Source organism: Clostridium sp. 1001283B150225_161107_B6 (genome assembly GCF_015556325.1).
Lineage (GTDB): Bacteria > Bacillota > Clostridia > Lachnospirales > Lachnospiraceae > Enterocloster.
In genome coordinates this window covers 161911-178115 of the sequence record NZ_JADNMD010000006.1, presented here as the reverse complement: position 1 = coordinate 178115, position 16205 = coordinate 161911, and the positions used below count along the sequence as shown (strand labels likewise).

Annotated in this window: 13 protein-coding genes; 7 read left to right on the top strand and 6 right to left on the bottom strand. The window is 53.1% G+C overall.

The window, feature by feature from the left end; translation table 11 throughout:
- Positions 1-8: 8 nt before the first annotated feature.
- From I2H39_RS15795 to I2H39_RS15785, 3 genes are all read right to left on the bottom strand, one after another.
- Complete coding sequence (locus tag I2H39_RS15795; protein ID WP_138309365.1) at positions 9-890, bottom strand: branched-chain amino acid ABC transporter permease; 882 nt, start codon at positions 888-890, stop codon at positions 9-11.
- 154 nt (positions 891-1044) lie between these two features.
- Positions 1045-2208, bottom strand: coding sequence for an ABC transporter substrate-binding protein (locus tag I2H39_RS15790; RefSeq protein ID WP_138309364.1), 1164 nt, complete (start codon positions 2206-2208; stop codon positions 1045-1047).
- A 145-nt stretch (positions 2209-2353) separates the two neighbouring features.
- Positions 2354-3247, bottom strand: a complete 894-nt coding sequence (locus tag I2H39_RS15785) for an AraC family transcriptional regulator (protein WP_330640775.1) — start codon at positions 3245-3247, stop codon at positions 2354-2356.
- Positions 3248-3440: 193 nt separating this feature from the next.
- Here I2H39_RS15785 and dapF (I2H39_RS15780) point away from each other — a divergent pair, with 193 nt between their 5' ends.
- From dapF (I2H39_RS15780) to I2H39_RS15755, 6 genes are all read left to right on the top strand, one after another.
- Entirely contained in the window at positions 3441-4301 is an 861-nt protein-coding gene (dapF, locus tag I2H39_RS15780) for a diaminopimelate epimerase (RefSeq protein WP_138309362.1), read from the top strand.
- Positions 4302-4520: 219 nt separating this feature from the next.
- Complete coding sequence (gene glnA / locus I2H39_RS15775) at positions 4521-5858, top strand: type I glutamate--ammonia ligase (protein WP_138309361.1); 1338 nt, start codon at positions 4521-4523, stop codon at positions 5856-5858.
- A 45-nt stretch (positions 5859-5903) separates the two neighbouring features.
- Entirely contained in the window at positions 5904-6452 is a 549-nt protein-coding gene (locus I2H39_RS15770) for an ANTAR domain-containing protein (RefSeq protein WP_138309360.1), read from the top strand.
- Between the two features lie 81 nt (positions 6453-6533).
- Positions 6534-7364, top strand: a complete 831-nt coding sequence (dapF, locus tag I2H39_RS15765) for a diaminopimelate epimerase (RefSeq protein ID WP_138309359.1) — start codon at positions 6534-6536, stop codon at positions 7362-7364.
- A gap of 199 nt (positions 7365-7563) precedes the next feature.
- The gene (locus tag I2H39_RS15760) at positions 7564-8784 is read left to right on the top strand and encodes an LL-diaminopimelate aminotransferase (RefSeq protein WP_195626956.1); all 1221 of its coding nucleotides are present in this window, start codon (positions 7564-7566) and stop codon (positions 8782-8784) included.
- 169 nt (positions 8785-8953) lie between these two features.
- Positions 8954-9736 (top strand): N-acetylmuramoyl-L-alanine amidase, encoded by a 783-nt coding sequence (locus tag I2H39_RS15755; RefSeq protein WP_195626955.1) that lies wholly within the window; start codon positions 8954-8956, stop codon positions 9734-9736.
- Between the two features lie 91 nt (positions 9737-9827).
- On the opposite strand, the gene malQ is transcribed toward I2H39_RS15755, so the two are convergent.
- From malQ to I2H39_RS15740, 3 genes are all read right to left on the bottom strand, one after another.
- Entirely contained in the window at positions 9828-11327 is a 1500-nt protein-coding gene (gene malQ, locus I2H39_RS15750) for a 4-alpha-glucanotransferase (protein ID WP_195626954.1), read from the bottom strand.
- A 34-nt stretch (positions 11328-11361) separates the two neighbouring features.
- Positions 11362-12234, bottom strand: coding sequence for an endonuclease/exonuclease/phosphatase family protein (locus I2H39_RS15745; RefSeq protein ID WP_195626953.1), 873 nt, complete (start codon positions 12232-12234; stop codon positions 11362-11364).
- A gap of 65 nt (positions 12235-12299) precedes the next feature.
- Entirely contained in the window at positions 12300-14576 is a 2277-nt protein-coding gene (locus I2H39_RS15740; RefSeq protein ID WP_195626952.1) for a PTS transporter subunit IIBC, read from the bottom strand.
- 311 nt (positions 14577-14887) lie between these two features.
- On the opposite strand from I2H39_RS15740, the gene I2H39_RS15735 reads away from it, so the two are divergent.
- Entirely contained in the window at positions 14888-15910 is a 1023-nt protein-coding gene (locus I2H39_RS15735; RefSeq protein ID WP_138309353.1) for a LacI family DNA-binding transcriptional regulator, read from the top strand.
- Positions 15911-16205 lie beyond the last annotated feature (295 nt).

Sequence of the window (16205 nt, the reverse complement as noted above, 5' to 3'; positions counted from 1 at the left end):
CCGCCACCTCACACTTTATCGGTCGTCTTCTCACCAAAGAGTCCTGTGGGACGGATGAGAAGCATGACAATCAACAGGATAAATGTAAACGCATCGCTGAAGGTGGACTGTCCCATGGCCACCAGGGCTGTCTCTCCCAGTCCCAGGATAAAGCCTCCGATGACGGCTCCGGGAATGCTGCCGATTCCGCCGAACACGGCGGCAACAAAGCATTTAAGTCCGGGAAGGGCGCCGGAGAAGGGAAATACGGTCATACGGTCCGTAAAATACAGAATAGAGCCAATGCCGGCCAGCAAAGAACCAACTGCAAAGGTAAAGGTAATGGTTTTATTGATTTTAATACCCATAAGGGAAGCTGTTTCGTAATCCTTGGAAACCGCCCTCATGGCCATGCCTATCTTGGTATGGTTAATCAGCGCGATGAGAAGGTAGACTAACACCAGGGTCAGGACAGGGGTAAGGAAGGTGACAAAGGAGGCGGACAGTCCGCCTATACGGAAGATTTTCTTTAAGAAAGGAATCTCCGGGTAACCTTTTGGCAGGGCGGTAAAGAGGTAAGTGGCCAGATTCTGCAAAAGGTAGGAAACGCCGATGGCTGAAATCATGACAGACATTCTGGGTGCGGAGCGCAAGGGGCGGTAGGCCACCCGCTCTATGGTGACGCCCAGAAGAATGGTCACAATCAGGGTGACGGGAATGGCAATGAACCAGGGCAGGCTTGCCATGGCAAATATCATAAAGTATCCGGCCATCATGAAGATATCGCCGTGAGCGAAATTGATGAGGCGGAGGATGCCGTAGACCAGTGTGTAGCCAATGGCAATGAGCGCATAGGCCCCGCCAAGGGAGATGCCGGTCAGGCATTGCTGAAGAAATGTTGTTAAACTCATATGAGTCTGCCTCCTGTGTTTTTATAGTTGGGTCCGTATCCAGAAATCCGTTGAAACATACAACCAGCCCTGGAACGTCCAAGGCTGGTTAAGACCGAAGGCAGCAGCGGATGCCGCCTGCAGCCCTGTATCCATATGTAATTAGTCAGATACCTTATTCCACGGTGGTAGTGGTCAGGAACTGGAACTTGCCGTCCTTAATGGTCTTGATGAATGCAATATCCTTGTTGGCATCGCCTGTCTCGTTAAAGGTGATGTTTCCTGTTACACCGTCAATCTCTACGTTCTTCAGTGCGTCGCGGATGGCAGTGGTGTCGGTGGAGCCTGCATCCTCAATGGCCTTGATGGCAGCCAGGTAGGAATCGTAGCCCAGTGCGGAGACAGCCGGGATAATGTCTTCCTGTTTTTCCTTAACAAGGTATTCCTTGAAGCCCTTAATGAAGGCAGCAGCCTCGTCGTTGGCCGGTTCAGCCTCGTCAAAGAAGGTGGAGAGCACTACGCCCTCAGAGTCAGCCCCTGCATTTTCAATGATGGTGGAGTTCTCCCATGTATCGCCGGCAGCAATGGTGGCCGTGATTCCCAGCTCCCTGGCCTGCTTGATGATTAACGGGGCAGTGGTGATGGAGGACGGGGCAAAGATGATGTCAGGGTTGGCTGCCTTTATGTTGGTCAGGATGGCCTTGAAATCAGTCTGGTTTGTCTGGAACTGCTCCTCGCTGACAATGTCGCCGCCTAACTTGGCAAAGGCTTCCTTAAAGAAGGAGCCGAGTCCTGAGGAGTAGTCATCTCCTAACTGGGTGATGACAGCAGCACTCTTGGCGCCGTTCTGGTATGCATAGTTAGCCATGACCGTGCCCTGGAACGGGTCGATGAAGCATACGCGGAAATAGTAATCATTGCCCTCTGTTACCTGCGGATTGGTACAGGAACAGCCAATGGCCGGAATTTTGGCGTCCGCAAAAATCTGTCCGGCGGCAATGGACACACCGGAACCATAGCTGCCCAGCACCACGCTGACCTTCTCGCTTACCAGCTTCTGTGCTGCATTGACAGCTTCGGTCTTGTCGGATTTGTTATCTACCTCCACCAGTTTGACGGAATATTCCTCGCCGCCTATGTTGACTGTGGGGTGTATCTGGTTGGCGTAGCGGATACCCAGCACTTCCTGGAAGCCGCCGCCTCCGTTCTCACCGGTGGTTGGCTCGAATACGCCGATTTTGATGACTTTCTCCTCGGATTTTTTGCTGCCGCACCCTGCCAGGGCGCCGATGGCCAGACATGCTGCCATGGTCACTGCTAATACTTTTCTGATTCTCATAATACATTCCTCCTGTTTCATTGAATTTATCCCGGTCCAGTTTATTTGGCGTGTTCACGCTGCAAAGACAACTGTCCTCAATAGGAAAACAATGAGTATATTATAACAGAAATCAGAAAAAATTCAAGAAATTTTGAGAAATACTTTATATTTTAGCGCCTGGATTCCGTTTGGGAAGCTGGTGAAAGTGATTTTTATAGGCCCGGAGAAAGGTGGAATAATGGCTGAAGCCGGAACGGAAGCAGGCATCCGTGGCATTAAACCCTTCACTGAGCAGGTCCCTGGCGTAGAGCAGGCGTTTTTCGGTGATGTATTTTCCTATGGTGCAGCCGGTTTCTTCTTTGAAAATACGCATCATATGGTAGGGGCTGATGCAGCTTAAGGAGGACAGGGTCCCGATGCTCAGGTCCTCGTCCAGATGTTCATTAATATAGGATATAAGGCCGGAGACCCGGTAGTTTAAGACACCGGTGGGAAGGTACTGGGCCTTGTCGTCCATGGAGGCCCTGTTCAGTCCCACCAGAAATTCCAAACACAAAAGGCGGCTCATAAGGGTTCCTGCAAATTCTTCCTGCTGCCAGTTCTGGGAGCGCTCCAGCCGCTTTAGCAGGGAGAGCATATTTATCCGGACATCCTCCTTCAGCCGCAGTACATTGGAATGACGGTAGGCAGCCGTGGCAAAACACTGGTCCAGGGAATCCCTGCCGTCCCTGCAGCGGTCCAGGAAATCCTGGGACAGGTATAGTATCTGCCGTTCATAGGGCTGCCCCGGGTCCACCTCGGGGCGGTGAATCTGTCCGCGGCCTACCAGTACGATATCAAAGGGATGGAGGGTATAGGAGCGTCCTTCTATGACATAGTTTACCTTTCCCTCCAGAAGCACCATTATTTTCAGAAAATCGTGATAGTGGAATTCATAGCTGGGACTAACCTTATCCTTTAAATGGAACAGCCTGAAGTCCTCCTTCAGGAATCCCTGGCGTTCAAAGGCAGGCGCATCATCTGTAATGGGCATGGAACCGTTACCTCCTTCGTTCATCTATTTGGGTATGTACCGGGGTGATGATTGCAGTATATTATAAATAGAGCATTATTTGCAATATATAATAGCAATATATCTATATTTTTATCAAAAAATGCTTGTTAAAATAATGATAAAGGTGACTATAGCTTATGCTACGCAGCCAGGAGCAGGGCTGTTTAATCAGACAGCAGATATGGAGGATATCTATATGAGAATCGTAGTAGAAAAATATCATGGACTGGGAAATGATTATCTGGTATATGACCCCAATAAAAACAAACTGAAGCTGACCCCTTCCAATGTACAGCTTATGTGCAACCGCAATTTCGGCGTTGGCGCCGACGGTATTTTGGAGGGACCCATTCTGGATGGGGAGCAGATTTCCATGGTGGTATGGAATCCGGACGGCAGTGTTGCGCAAAAGAGCGGAAACGGCGTCCGCATTTTTGCAAAATATTTAAAGGACGCAGGATATGTACAGAAAAAGGACTTTACCATTTTCTCCCAGGGCGGCGAGGCGTCCATCCATTATCTCAACGAGGAGGGCACCCGGTTAAAGGCGTCCATGGGAAAGGTATCCTTCTGGAGCGACGATGTGCCGGTGGAGGGACCGCGCAGGGAAATCATCAATGAGACCATGGTATTTGGCCGGATTCCCTATCCCGTGACCTGCCTGTCCATCGGCAATCCCCACTGCGTTATCCTTATGGATGAGATTTCAAAGGATTTGGTGTGCAGGATTGGACGGTATTCTGAGAGCGCCAGGCAGTTCCCTGAGAAAATCAACACCCAGATTATGAAGGTGCTGGACCGGACCCATATCCAGACCGAAGTGTATGAGAGGGGAGCCGGCTATACCCTTGCATCAGGCAGCGGCTGCTGTGCAGCTGCAGCTGCAGCCTACCGCCTGGGGCTTACGGACCCCAAGATGTTTGTTCAGATGCCGGGCGGCATCCTGGAGCTGGAGATTGACCAGGAGGGTGTGGTCCACATGACCGGCGATGTGGGGTATGTGGGCACCATTAAACTGGGAAGCCATTTCACAGAGCAGCTTCGCGCGTTAAAGTGATATCAGAAAAAATAAAAAACAGAGAAATTTCATTGACAAATGATTTTTCTGCTGATATATTTTTTATATCAAAAAACAGGGGTAAGGGAAGGCAGACGAGGGCGTCTTAAGGGATGCCCTGTCCCTGCCCGGTGATTTTGCAGGAGGCGGGAGCATGGTAAAAGGTTCCCGCCTCTGCGTGTTTGACGGTATCACAGTTTGCAAGAGAAGGAGACTAATATGAGCAAATACAGTAAACAGGACATCATGCGTATGGTGGAAGAGGAGGATGTGGAGTTTATCCGCCTCCAGTTCACGGATATCTTCGGAATGCTTAAGAATGTGGCCATCACCTCCAGCCAGCTTGAAAAGGCATTGGATAACCGCTGCATGTTTGACGGCTCTGCCATTGAAGGGTTTGTGAGGATTGACGAGTCCGACATGTACCTGTATCCGGACCTGGATACCTTTGAGGTGTTTCCCTGGAGACCCCAGCAGGGAAAGGTGGCCAGGTTTATCTGCGACGTGTATAACCCGGACGGGACCCCTTTTTCCGGCGACCCAAGGTATGTGCTTAAGAGGGCTGTGAAACGGGCCGAGGACATGGGATATGTGCTCAATGTTGGGCCGGAATGCGAATTCTTCCTTTTTCATACGGACGAGGAGGGACGGCCAACCACCAGCACACATGAGATGGCGGGATATTTTGATGTGTCCCCCATTGACCTGGCGGAAAATGTGCGCAGGGACATTGTGCTGAATCTGGAGGAGATGGGCTTTGAGGTGGAGGCCAGCCATCATGAGATTGCCCCTGCCCAGCATGAGATTGACTTCCAGTATACGGATGCGCTTAGGGCCGCGGACAATATCATGACCTTTAAGATGGCTGCCAAGACCATAGCAAAGCGCCACGGGCTTCACGCCACCTTCATGCCAAAGCCCAGGGAGGGTATGAACGGGTCCGGCATGCATATCAATATGTCCCTGTCAGACAAGGAGGGCAGAAACCTGTTTGCAGACGACCAGGATGGGTTGAGACTGAGCCGGGACGCCTACTATTTTATGGCAGGCATTCTTCAGCACATGAAGGCCATGACCATCCTTACCAATCCCCTTGTGAATTCCTACAAGAGGCTGATTCCCGGATTCGACGCGCCGATTTATATTGCCTGGTCCCCGACCTCCAACCGCAGCTCCCTGATACGCATACCGTCCCCCAGGGGGGAGAGCACGCGGATTGAACTGCGATGCCCGGATTCTGCCATGAACCCGTATCTGGCGCTGGCAGCCTGCCTGTCAGCCGGTCTGGACGGGATTGAGAAGAAAACAGGGCTTCCCGCCTGTGTGGAAGGAAATATGTTTACCATGGAACCGGAGGAGCTGAGGGGAAGGAATGTGGAGCGGATTCCGGAAACCCTGGGTGACGCCATTGAGGCGTACAGCGGGGATGCCTTCATGAAGGAGGTGCTTGGAGAGCACATTTACACCAAGTATCTGGAGGCCAAGGAGCAGGAATGGAGGGATTTCCGGGCTCAGGTCACGGATTGGGAAGTAAGCCAGTATCTGTATAAATATTGATGGCGCCGGCGGTTGTGAATAAGGTGCTGCCTGGAGGTGGGACATGTGACTAACATCATCGTAGCGTTCTCCAAACCGGAGGACGGGAAGAACATAAAGAGCATACTGGTCCGAAACGGATTCCAGGTAGTCGCAGTCTGCACCTCGGGAGGTCAGGTCCTGTCGGCCGCAGACAGCCTGAACGGCGGAATCGTGGTAGGCGGTTACCGGTTTGAGGACATGATGTATGACGAGCTGCGCCAGTGTCTGCCGGGGGATTTTGATTTGCTGTTGATTTCATCTCCTGCCAGGTGGGGCGGACAGACCCCGGACCGGGTTATCTGCCTGCCCATGCCCCTTAAGGTCCACGACCTTCTGAATACCCTGGAGATGATGGTGCAGGCCCAGGAGAGAATCCGCAGGAAGAGAAGGAGCAGGCCCAGGGAACGCAGCAAGGAGGAGCAGGACATCATAACAGAGGCAAAGACACTGCTGATGGAGCGGAACAATATGACAGAGTCCGAGGCTCACAGATATATACAGAAATGCAGTATGGACAGCGGCACCAATCTGGTGGAGACAGCCCAGATGGTTATCAGCCTGATACACGTGTAATTGGGGCGTCAGAGGAGATACCGGCGGACGTGACAGGATGGATAAGAGAATATCTATGGATAAAGCAGAATGGAGACGGATATGGAATTTACAAAAATGCAGGGAACAGGGAATGATTATGTGTATGTGGACTGCTTTAAGGAGCCGGTAAGGGAACCGGCAAAGACAGCGGTTTACGTCAGCGACCGCCATTTTGGAATCGGGTCGGACGGACTGATTCTCATATGTCCCTCCCAGGCAGCTGACTGCAGGATGGAGATGTACAATGCGGACGGCTCCCAGGGAATTATGTGCGGCAACGGCGTGCGCTGCGTGGGCAAATACGTCTATGACCACGGTCTGGTGGATAAGGATAAGAAAACCATTACGGTGGAGACACTGGCGGGAATTAAGACGCTGGAGCTGGAGACAGAGAATGGCAGGGCAGTGTCCATAACCGTGGACATGGGGGAAGGGGTCCTCACATCCCGGCTGCCGGAGGATATCACGGTAGATGGTAAGGAATACCGGTTTGTGGGCATCAGCGTGGGAAATCCCCATGCAATCTATTATGTGGATGAGGTGGACAGCCTGGATTTGGAACGGATTGGTCCGGCTTTTGAGAACCATGCTCGGTTTGCGCCTGAACGGGTCAATACGGAGTTCATCCATGTGGTGGACCGGAAACACCTGAAGATGCGGGTATGGGAGAGGGGCAGCGGCGAAACCTGGGCCTGCGGCACAGGGGCCACGGCCAGCGTTATGGCTTCCATCCTTATGGGATATACGGATGATGAGGCGGAGGTGGCCCTCCGCGGGGGAAAGCTGGTAATCCGGTATGACAGGGAATCGGGCCATCTGTTTATGACAGGGCCTGCCGTGGAGGTGTTCAGGGGCACTATTGACATACCAGAAGAAATATATTATGATTGATAAGGTGAATTTCACCAGTTAGTACTTTAAAGCGAAGAATTATCAATATACACTCTCAGGAACCAGACGCACGACGGCGTGCGTCCTGGTACACCTTTTTGCAATAGGGGGCGGACATGGAAAAACATGGCGTCTGTCCTGCTGCGGCAAAGGCGTATCCGGTTTTTGGGAGTGTTTTCATTTGTTGGAGGACGCAGATATGTTTAAAATCAATGAAAATTATTTGAAGCTGCCGGGCAGCTATCTCTTTTCAACCATTGCGAAAAAGGTGGCTGCATATGAACAGGCCAACCCGGACAAGCAGGTTATACGGCTGGGAATCGGGGATGTGACCCTTCCCATTGCACCGGCCATTGTGGAGGCTGTCCACAGGGCAGCGGATGAGATGGGACGTGCTGAAACATTTCACGGATATGCCCCGGATTTGGGCTATGCCTTCCTGCGGGAGGCCATTGTGGAAAAGGACTACAAGTCATGGGGATGCCATGTGGAGGCGGACGAGATATTCGTATCGGACGGCGCCAAAAGCGACTGCGGTAATATCCAGGAGATATTCAGTGAGGACAGCCGCATCGCGGTGTGCGACCCGGTATATCCTGTGTATGTGGATTCCAATGTCATGGCGGGCCGGACCGGCAGCTACGACCCTGCCACGGGTATGTGGAGCAATGTGATTTATATGCCCTGCACGGCGGAGAACCACTTTGTTCCGGAACTGCCGAAGGAAACGCCGGACCTGATTTACCTGTGCGTACCCAATAATCCCACGGGAACCACGCTGACCAGGGAACAGTTAAAGGTGTGGGTGGACTATGCAAACAAGGCGGGGGCTGTGATTCTCTACGATGCTGCTTACGAGGCATATATATCCGAGGAGGATGTGCCTCACAGCATATTTGAGATTCCGGGTGCCAGGACCTGCGCCGTTGAATTCCGTTCCTTTTCCAAAAAAGCCGGGTTCACAGGCGTGCGTCTGGGGTTCACTGTGGTTCCCAGGGACATAAAATGCGGGGATGTGATGCTTCACTCGCTTTGGGCCAGACGCCACGGCACCAAGTTTAACGGAGCCCCCTACATCGAGCAGAGGGCCGGGGAAGCCGTGTATTCGGAGGAAGGCAGCCGGCAGGTCATGGAGCAGGTGGCGTATTATAAGAGGAACGCCAGGGTTATTTATGACGGGTTAAAAGAGGCGGGCTATACTGTATTTGGCGGAATTAATTCCCCCTATATCTGGCTTAAGGTGGAGGACGGAATGGACAGCTGGGAGTTTTTTGACTATCTTCTGGAGCAGGCCGGCGTGGTGGGAACGCCCGGAAGCGGTTTCGGGCCCAGCGGCCAGGGATATTTCCGCCTGACGGCCTTTGGCACCTATGAAAATACGGCGGAGGCCGTAAAAAGGATGAAGGCTCTCAGGCAGTAACAGCGCAGGAGGGCGTGCGGCTATGGGAGGCATGCTGCGGACATGCCCCGGGCAGGAGAGCAGGGAGGCAGGAAGTTATATGGACGAAATTTAGTTCCAGGTTCAGTCAACATTTGTCTCACTTTCACATATGGTATAATGTAGAGTCATATATGAAGGAGAATCTGGTATGACAGATGTTAAGAGAGTCATCATTGATGCCGGCCATGGCGGCGAAGAGCCGGGCGCTATTTACGACGGGCGCCGGGAAAAAGACGATACCCTGCGGCTGGCTCTTGCAATAGGACAGATATTAGAAAATAACGGGGTGGATGTGGTATACACCAGGACCACGGATGTATATGATACGCCTCTTGAAAAGGCCCAGATAGCGAACCAGTCAGGGGCTGATTATTTTGTATCCATCCATAGGAATGCATTTCCGGTACCGGGGACGGCAAGCGGCGCAATGACCCTGGTGTACCAGGACGCCGGGGTGCCGGCCATGCTGGCGGATAATATCCAGCGCAATCTGGTGGAAACAGGATTCAGGGACCTGGGAGTACAGGAGCGCCCCGGTCTTATCGTGCTGCGTAAAACAGAGATGCCGGCCGTGCTGGTGGAGGTGGGGTTCATTGACAATCCGGATGACAACCGGTTTTTTGATGAGAACTTTGATGCCATTGCCCAGGCCATAGCAGACGGTATACTGGAGACCATACGCCAGCAGGAAGCCCAGCGGCCTGAATATTATCAGGTCCAGGTAGGAGCCTTCCGCACCAGAATGCCGGCGGACCGGCTGGTGAATGAGCTTCAGGCCAGCGGCCTCCCTGCTTTTCTGGTTTATGACGACGGATTATATAAGGTCAGGGTCGGCGCTTTCCTCAATATGGATTATGCGGTGCAGATGGAGAGAAACCTGAGAAACATGGGATATCCAACTGTGCTGGTGAGGGAACGGGCCATATATTGATTGACGCAGAGTGCCCCAGGTCAAATGTTTCAGGATTTGACCCGGGGCACTTTTGCGTGTTCCGGCTGCGGGCAGCAGCTGCCGGTTCCGGTTACCAGTTCCAGCGCCCGTAGCGCAGTGTAACCGAGGCAATGGTCTTTACCAGCTGGTCCGACATCTGTCCCGGAAGAAGGCGCCATTTCCAGTTAGAGCCAACCGTGGAGGGAGTGTTGATGCGGCAGTCATTGTCCAGGCCCATGTAATCCTGAAGAGGGATGACGCACATTCTGGCCTGGCTGCGCATAATCAGGCTGATAAAGGACATATGCAGACGGTTTGCGGGGGTGCAGCTGTCACAGAGGTAGTCCCTGGCCAGCTTCCGTTCCTGGGCCGTGATGGAGGCGTACCATCCCCGGATGGTTTCATTGTCATGGGTGCCTGTGTAGGCCACGCAGTTTTCCGGGTAGTTGTGGGGAAGGTAGTCGCTGGCACAGCCGGAATCCCTGGAATCAAACGCAAATTCCAGCACTTTCATGCCTGGGAAACCGCTGTCCCTCACAAGCTGTCTGACAGAGTCTGTCACATAACCCAGGTCCTCTGCAATGATTTCCTTTTCTCCCAGGGCGCTGCGCACCGTGTGGAAGAAACCGATTCCCGGTCCCTGCTCCCAATGGCCTCCTATGGCTGTGTCAGAACCGGCCGGGATGGAATAGTACTGGTCAAATCCCCGGAAGTGGTCAATCCTTACCACATCGTACAGCTTGTAACAGTAGGACAGGCGGGACAGCCACCACTCATAGCCGGTGCTTCGGTGGTAATCCCAGCGGTACAGGGGATTGCCCCAGAGCTGCCCGGTGGCGGAGAAGCCGTCGGGAGGGCAGCCGGCAACTGCGGTGGGTACATTGTCACGGTCCAGCTCAAAGAGTTCGGGATGGGCCCATGTGTCGGCGCTGTCCATGGCCACATAAATGGGAATGTCCCCGATGATGCGGATTCCTTTGGCATTGGCATAGGATTTCAGTTTTTTCCACTGCTGGATGAATTTGAACTGAAGATATTGGTGGAATTCGATATCGTAATACAGCTCCCTGCGGTAGTAGTCCAGGGCATTCTGCCAGCGCAGGCGGATGTCCTGTGCCCACTGGGGCCAGGCAATCCCGCCAAACCGGGCCTTCACCGCCATGAAGAGGGAGTAATCCTCCAGCCACCACCTGTTTTCCTCCGTGAATTTCCTGAACTGGGGGTCAAGGCTTATGCTGCTGCGTTCATAGGCTTTTCGGAGCAGGGGAAACCGTTCTTCGTATACCTTTGCATAGTCCACGGATTCGGGACTGCTTCCAAAGCAGGCCTGGCTGCATTCCTCCTCTGTGAGAACACCCTCCTGTATAAGGTCCTCCAGGCTTATGAAATAGGGGTTGCCTGCAAAGGTGGAAAAGGACTGGTAGGGAGAATCGCCGTAACTGGTGGGCCCCAGGGGAAGAATCTGCCAGTAGGACTGGCCGGCTTCCTTTAACCGGTCCACGAATTCGTAGGCCTCCTTTGAAAAGCAGCCGATTCCGTAAGGGGAGGGAAGGCTGGTGATGGACAGTAAGATTCCGCTTTCTCGTTTCATGTCTGTATGCTCCTTTTAGCAGGCATTGCCCTGTTTAATATTCTGTGATGATTCCAAAATGGTCTGATACAATGGGATAGGATGCGCCGTTAAATATGGTCCGGGAGGAAATGACCGGCACCCTGCGGCTGGTCCAGATGTAGTCGATGCGCATTCCGGATATTTCTCCCTGTTCCCGCCAGCCGTCAATGGCATGTTCCACGGTGATTCCCCCATCCCTGGAGGCAGCCAGGTCATAGCTGTCAAACCAGCCTGAGGCCAGAACCAGGTCATGTCCCTGGCCGGCCACATGGGCCGGGGAATTAAAATCCCCCATGAGCCACACCTGTTCCCCGGATAAGGGGGCCAGGCCTCTGCAGATGCGTTTCCATTGTCCCTCAAAGGGTTCTTCGCTGTCATTCCACCAGCCCATGTGGACACTGTAAAAATATTCGGTTCCGTGCTCTGTACGGGTGCTGATGCCAAGTATTTTCCGGGTCTTCCAGTTCCCATAATCCCGGCTGCCGGTGATGTAAAACTGGTGGGTTCCAAGTATGGGGGAACGGCTGAGGACAGCCAGGCCCTCGTCATATTTTCCATATCCTATCTTGGCCGGAATCCAGGTCCATTCATAGGAAAGGCCGGACTGGGCCAGGAGCAGCGCCAGGTTAAAGGCGTGGTTGTCTGTGCGGATGACTGTCCGGGGCCCGGAGGGGGAGCCCTGGCCTATATCCCCTGTGCTGCAGGGGACATAGCCCCAGTCCGGCAGCCGGTCAGGGGCTGCCGGGGAAGCATTCCTGGACTGGCTGACCTCCTGGAGGGCTATGATATCCGGCTGGATTTGGACAAGGGAACCCGCAAAGGCGGTGAGCTTGGATTCATAATCCGGTTCCGCCAGGCTGTGTGTGTTAAGGGTCATTATTTTCATATTATCTGTCTCCGGTGTTTTTTGCAGCAGCAGTCTGGTGCTGCGGGGCAATGGCAGCGCCCTTGTTACAGTATATCATTGATATCGGATTTAAGCACATCGGCTTTTGGTCCGTAGATGGCCTGGATGCCGCCGTCCTTTTTAATCAGTCCCATGGCGCCTTCCGCCTTCCATTCAGGCAGTTCGGCTACCTTGTCCACGTCCTTCACCGTGACGCGCAGACGGGTCATGCAGGCGTCCACCAGGACTATGTTGTCCCTTCCTCCCAGGAGGGAGATAATGCGCTCCGCCTGGCCGCTGCCCGGTGCTTTGGAGCCGGTCTGGTTCTGGCTGTCCTCTGAGGCAGAGTCATCGTTATAGTTGCCCAGTCTGCCGGGGGTGGCAAAATGGAACCTTCCTATCATGAAGTAGGCGATTAAATATCCCGCAGCAAAGAATACAGCCACACAGAGAATGAAGTTAATCAGGTCACCGCCGAGTCCTGCGCGGAGGGACATGGGCACACGGGTCAGGAATTCCAGGTTGCCGAAGGAATGGAGCCTGAGGTGGATGATGCCGGCCATGGCAAATGCGCATCCCTGCAGGACTGCGTATACCAGATACAGCGGAAGCGCACAGAACATGAACATGAATTCCAGAGGCTCTGTGACGCCTGTAAGGAATACGGCCAGCACGGTGGAAATAAACATGGAACGGTAATTACGGCGCTTATCCGGGTCCACACGGCGGTACATGGCCAGGGCAATGCCCAGCAGCAGGCCGGTGGCGCCAATCATCTGTCCCACCTTGAAGCGGGCCGGGGTGATGGCGGCCAGCAGGCTCTGGTAACCGGCCATGTCGCCGGCGTCCTTAAGGTTGATAAGGTCTGTGGCCCAGGCCAGCCACAGCGGGTCCTGGCCAAAGACCTGGGAACCTGCGTTGACGCCGGTCAGAATGGTGTAGGTGCCTCCGAAGGAGGTATAGTTCATAGGTATGGTCAGCATATGGTGCAGGCCGAAGGGGAGAAGAAGCCTCTCCAGGGTTCCGTATATAAAGGGGGCCAGCACAGGGGAGGTGGAGGAGGAATTGGCAATCCACACGCCGAAGGTGTTGATGCCTGTCTGGACCACCGGCCATACAATGGCCAGCACCAGGGAGATAACAACGGACCAGAGGATGACCACCATGGGTACAAAGCGCTTGCCGTTAAAGAAGGCCAGGGCATCCGGAAGCTTCCTGTAATTATAATATTTATTGTAAATAACTCCGCCTGCAAAGCCTGATATGATTCCCACAAACACGCCCATATTAAGCGCAGGAGCGCCCAGGACCGAGGTGAAATAGCCGTTTACCAGGATTTCCTGGCCCAACAGGGTGCGGGTGACGGCGGCAGGGTCATTCAGGTCAGCGCTGCTGACGCCGAAGAGGGCGCCTGTTATGACATTGATGAGGATGAAGGCAATGACGGCTGCAAATGCTCCGCCGGCCCGTTCCTTTGCCCAGGAACCGCCGATGGCAACAGCAAACAGGATGTGCAGGTTGTTGATTACGGCCCAGCCCATGGTTTCCATGGTGCTTCCGATTGTAAGGACAGCGTTCATGTCTGCGCCGGCCATCTGTATGAGCTTTCCTACGCTAATCATCAGTCCGGCTGCAGGCATGACCGCAATGACGGTCATCAGCACCTTGCCCAGCTTCTGGAGGAAATCGAAATTTATCAGGGATTTTTTTGCTTTTCCGGCTTTTCTGCCCGCGGTATCTGTATGGGAAGCTGCGTCTGTTTTTACGCCGCCATCTGCATGGGAAGATGCGTCTGTTTTTACGCCATCATCTGTATGTGCTGAACCGGTTATCCCGGGTTCTCCTGCCCCGTCGGGCGGACAGTGGTCCAATATTGTTATCACGGCATCTGTCCCGGCTTTTACAGGACCTGTGAAGGCATTCATGGAACGGCCTTCCATTCCTCCGCAGATAAGGACAGGCGTGATGGTGTTGACCTGCTTTTCAGCAAGGGCCTTTAAATCAGCCTTTGCCAAAAGGTCCCCGGCCTTTACCTTATCTCCGGCCTTTACGCAGCACTGGAAGGATTCTCCCTTTAAGGCCACTGTCTCCAGGCCAAAGTGGACCATGACTTCTATGCCGTCTTCGGAGCGGAGACCATAGGCGTGAAGGGTTTCTGCCACGGAAACCACCTCTCCGTCAATGGGGCTGACCAGATTGCCGTCCTGGGGCAGGATGGCGATGCCGTCTCCAATGATTTTCTGCGAGAATACAGGGTCCGGAACTTCCTCCAGCGGGACCGCTGTTCCGGTTAAGGGGGAGAGAATCCTGATTCCAATACAGCCGTCAGTGTTCTTGTTCATATGTAACCTCCTGAATTTGATTGTTGCACTGTTTGCGCAACCGCTTGCATTAAATATAATCCGGTTGCATGAAGAATGCAATAGATACTTTTAGAAAACCCATGTTTTCTACGTTTTAGACAAAAACAGGCAGTTGTATTTGTGCAACTTTCTTAGGGAGCAGTGCAAATGAGCAGGGAAGAATTGCGCAAATGAAGCGCAAACAAGTTGACAAAAGTTGCATTAGACCTTACAATAAAGAAAGAGCGTATATGGATTCATATACATCTGCATGTCCATGAAAATGAAATGTATATTTAAGGAGGCTGTGTATGCCTGTTACAATCAAAGACGTGGCCGCCCTTGCGGGGGTGTCGCCATCGACCGTAAGCCGTACGTGCAAGGACCATCCCTCCATCAGCCGCCAGACCAAGGAGAAGGTCCGCCAGGCCATGGCAAAGCTGGGGTATGAACCGAATTTCCAGGCCAGCAGTCTGGCCACCCAGAATTCCCGTACCATCGGAATCATACTGCCCCCGTCGGAGCGGGAGGCGTATCAGAATCCATTTTATCTGGAGATGATACGGGGAATCAGCCAGTATTGCAACCAGAAGCAGTATATCAATACAGTGATTACAGGCCAGAATGAGGAAGAGGTCCTTCAGGCCATAAAAACCATGGCAAGAACCGGCCTGGCAGAGGGCTTTATCGTGCTCTATTCCAAAGAACAGGACCCGGTCCTGGATTATCTCTATGAGGAGGGACTGCTGTATGTGCTTATAGGAAAGGCATACCGGAATGTGAACCAGACCATTTACGTGGACAACGACAATGTGCTTGCCGGCAAAGAGGCAGCGGAGTACCTGCTGAATCTGGGCCATGTAAGGATTGCCTGTCTGTCCGGGGACCATTCCCTTCTATATAACCACGACCGGAAAATGGGGTACATGCTGGCCCTGACAGAACGGGGGATACCCTTTGAAAATGAGCTGTGCGTGGAGGTTCCTTCTGTGCCGGAGGAGCAGGACCAGGCGCTGGCTTCCCTGTTCGGAAAGGAGGACAGACCCACGGCCGTGCTGGTCAGCGACGACATACTGGCAGTGGCTCTGGAGAAGACCTGCATCGGCCTGGGACTTTCCATTCCGGGAGATGTATCCATCCTGTCCTTTAACAACTCCCTGCTATCCAGGCTTACATTTCCGCCCCTGACATCCGTGGATGTAAACGCCTGCCAGCTGGGAATCGAGGCAGCTGCCCAGATGATAAGCCATGTGGAGAACCCGGAGCTGGTGGCCACGAAAATCATTGTTCCCCATCATCTGGTGGAGCGTGACAGCTGTGCAGGGAGAGAATAGCAGCATGTGGCTCTGCTGTGATTGAGATACTGAAGCAGTATAACACATCTCCGGTGGGGCATTATCTGGAATAGGATGGAAAAGGGCGCCGTACAGCCATTGTGTCTCAGCGGCGCCTTTTTGCTGTCAGACTTATTGCCGGGTTCAGCCGGGATTTCAGCCAATTGCCCTATTTTTCTGAAATACATCTTATCGTATACTTCCTCTTGAAAAACACAACATTTAGTGTTAAAATCTTATACTGTTGCACAAGCAACAGATTTTTCCAATATTTTGTGATAAGATGCCTTTAAAC

What these genes read in the sequence shown, in the direction of transcription:
- I2H39_RS15745 (WP_195626953.1), bottom strand. Translation starts at nt 12,234, where the DNA reads ATGAAAATAATGACCCTTAACACACACAGCCTGGCGGAACCGGATTAT.
- I2H39_RS15785 (WP_330640775.1), bottom strand. Translation starts at nt 3,247, where the DNA reads ATGAACGAAGGAGGTAACGGTTCCATGCCCATTACAGATGATGCGCCT.
- glnA (WP_138309361.1), top strand. Translation starts at nt 4,521, where the DNA reads ATGAGCAAATACAGTAAACAGGACATCATGCGTATGGTGGAAGAGGAG.
- dapF (WP_138309359.1), top strand. Translation starts at nt 6,534, where the DNA reads ATGGAATTTACAAAAATGCAGGGAACAGGGAATGATTATGTGTATGTG.
- I2H39_RS15755 (WP_195626955.1), top strand. Translation starts at nt 8,954, where the DNA reads ATGACAGATGTTAAGAGAGTCATCATTGATGCCGGCCATGGCGGCGAA.
- I2H39_RS15735 (WP_138309353.1), top strand. Translation starts at nt 14,888, where the DNA reads ATGCCTGTTACAATCAAAGACGTGGCCGCCCTTGCGGGGGTGTCGCCA.
- I2H39_RS15740 (WP_195626952.1), bottom strand. Translation starts at nt 14,576, where the DNA reads ATGAACAAGAACACTGACGGCTGTATTGGAATCAGGATTCTCTCCCCC.
- I2H39_RS15795 (WP_138309365.1), bottom strand. Translation starts at nt 890, where the DNA reads ATGAGTTTAACAACATTTCTTCAGCAATGCCTGACCGGCATCTCCCTT.
- I2H39_RS15790 (WP_138309364.1), bottom strand. Translation starts at nt 2,208, where the DNA reads ATGAGAATCAGAAAAGTATTAGCAGTGACCATGGCAGCATGTCTGGCC.
- dapF (WP_138309362.1), top strand. Translation starts at nt 3,441, where the DNA reads ATGAGAATCGTAGTAGAAAAATATCATGGACTGGGAAATGATTATCTG.
- malQ (WP_195626954.1), bottom strand. Translation starts at nt 11,327, where the DNA reads ATGAAACGAGAAAGCGGAATCTTACTGTCCATCACCAGCCTTCCCTCC.
- I2H39_RS15760 (WP_195626956.1), top strand. Translation starts at nt 7,564, where the DNA reads ATGTTTAAAATCAATGAAAATTATTTGAAGCTGCCGGGCAGCTATCTC.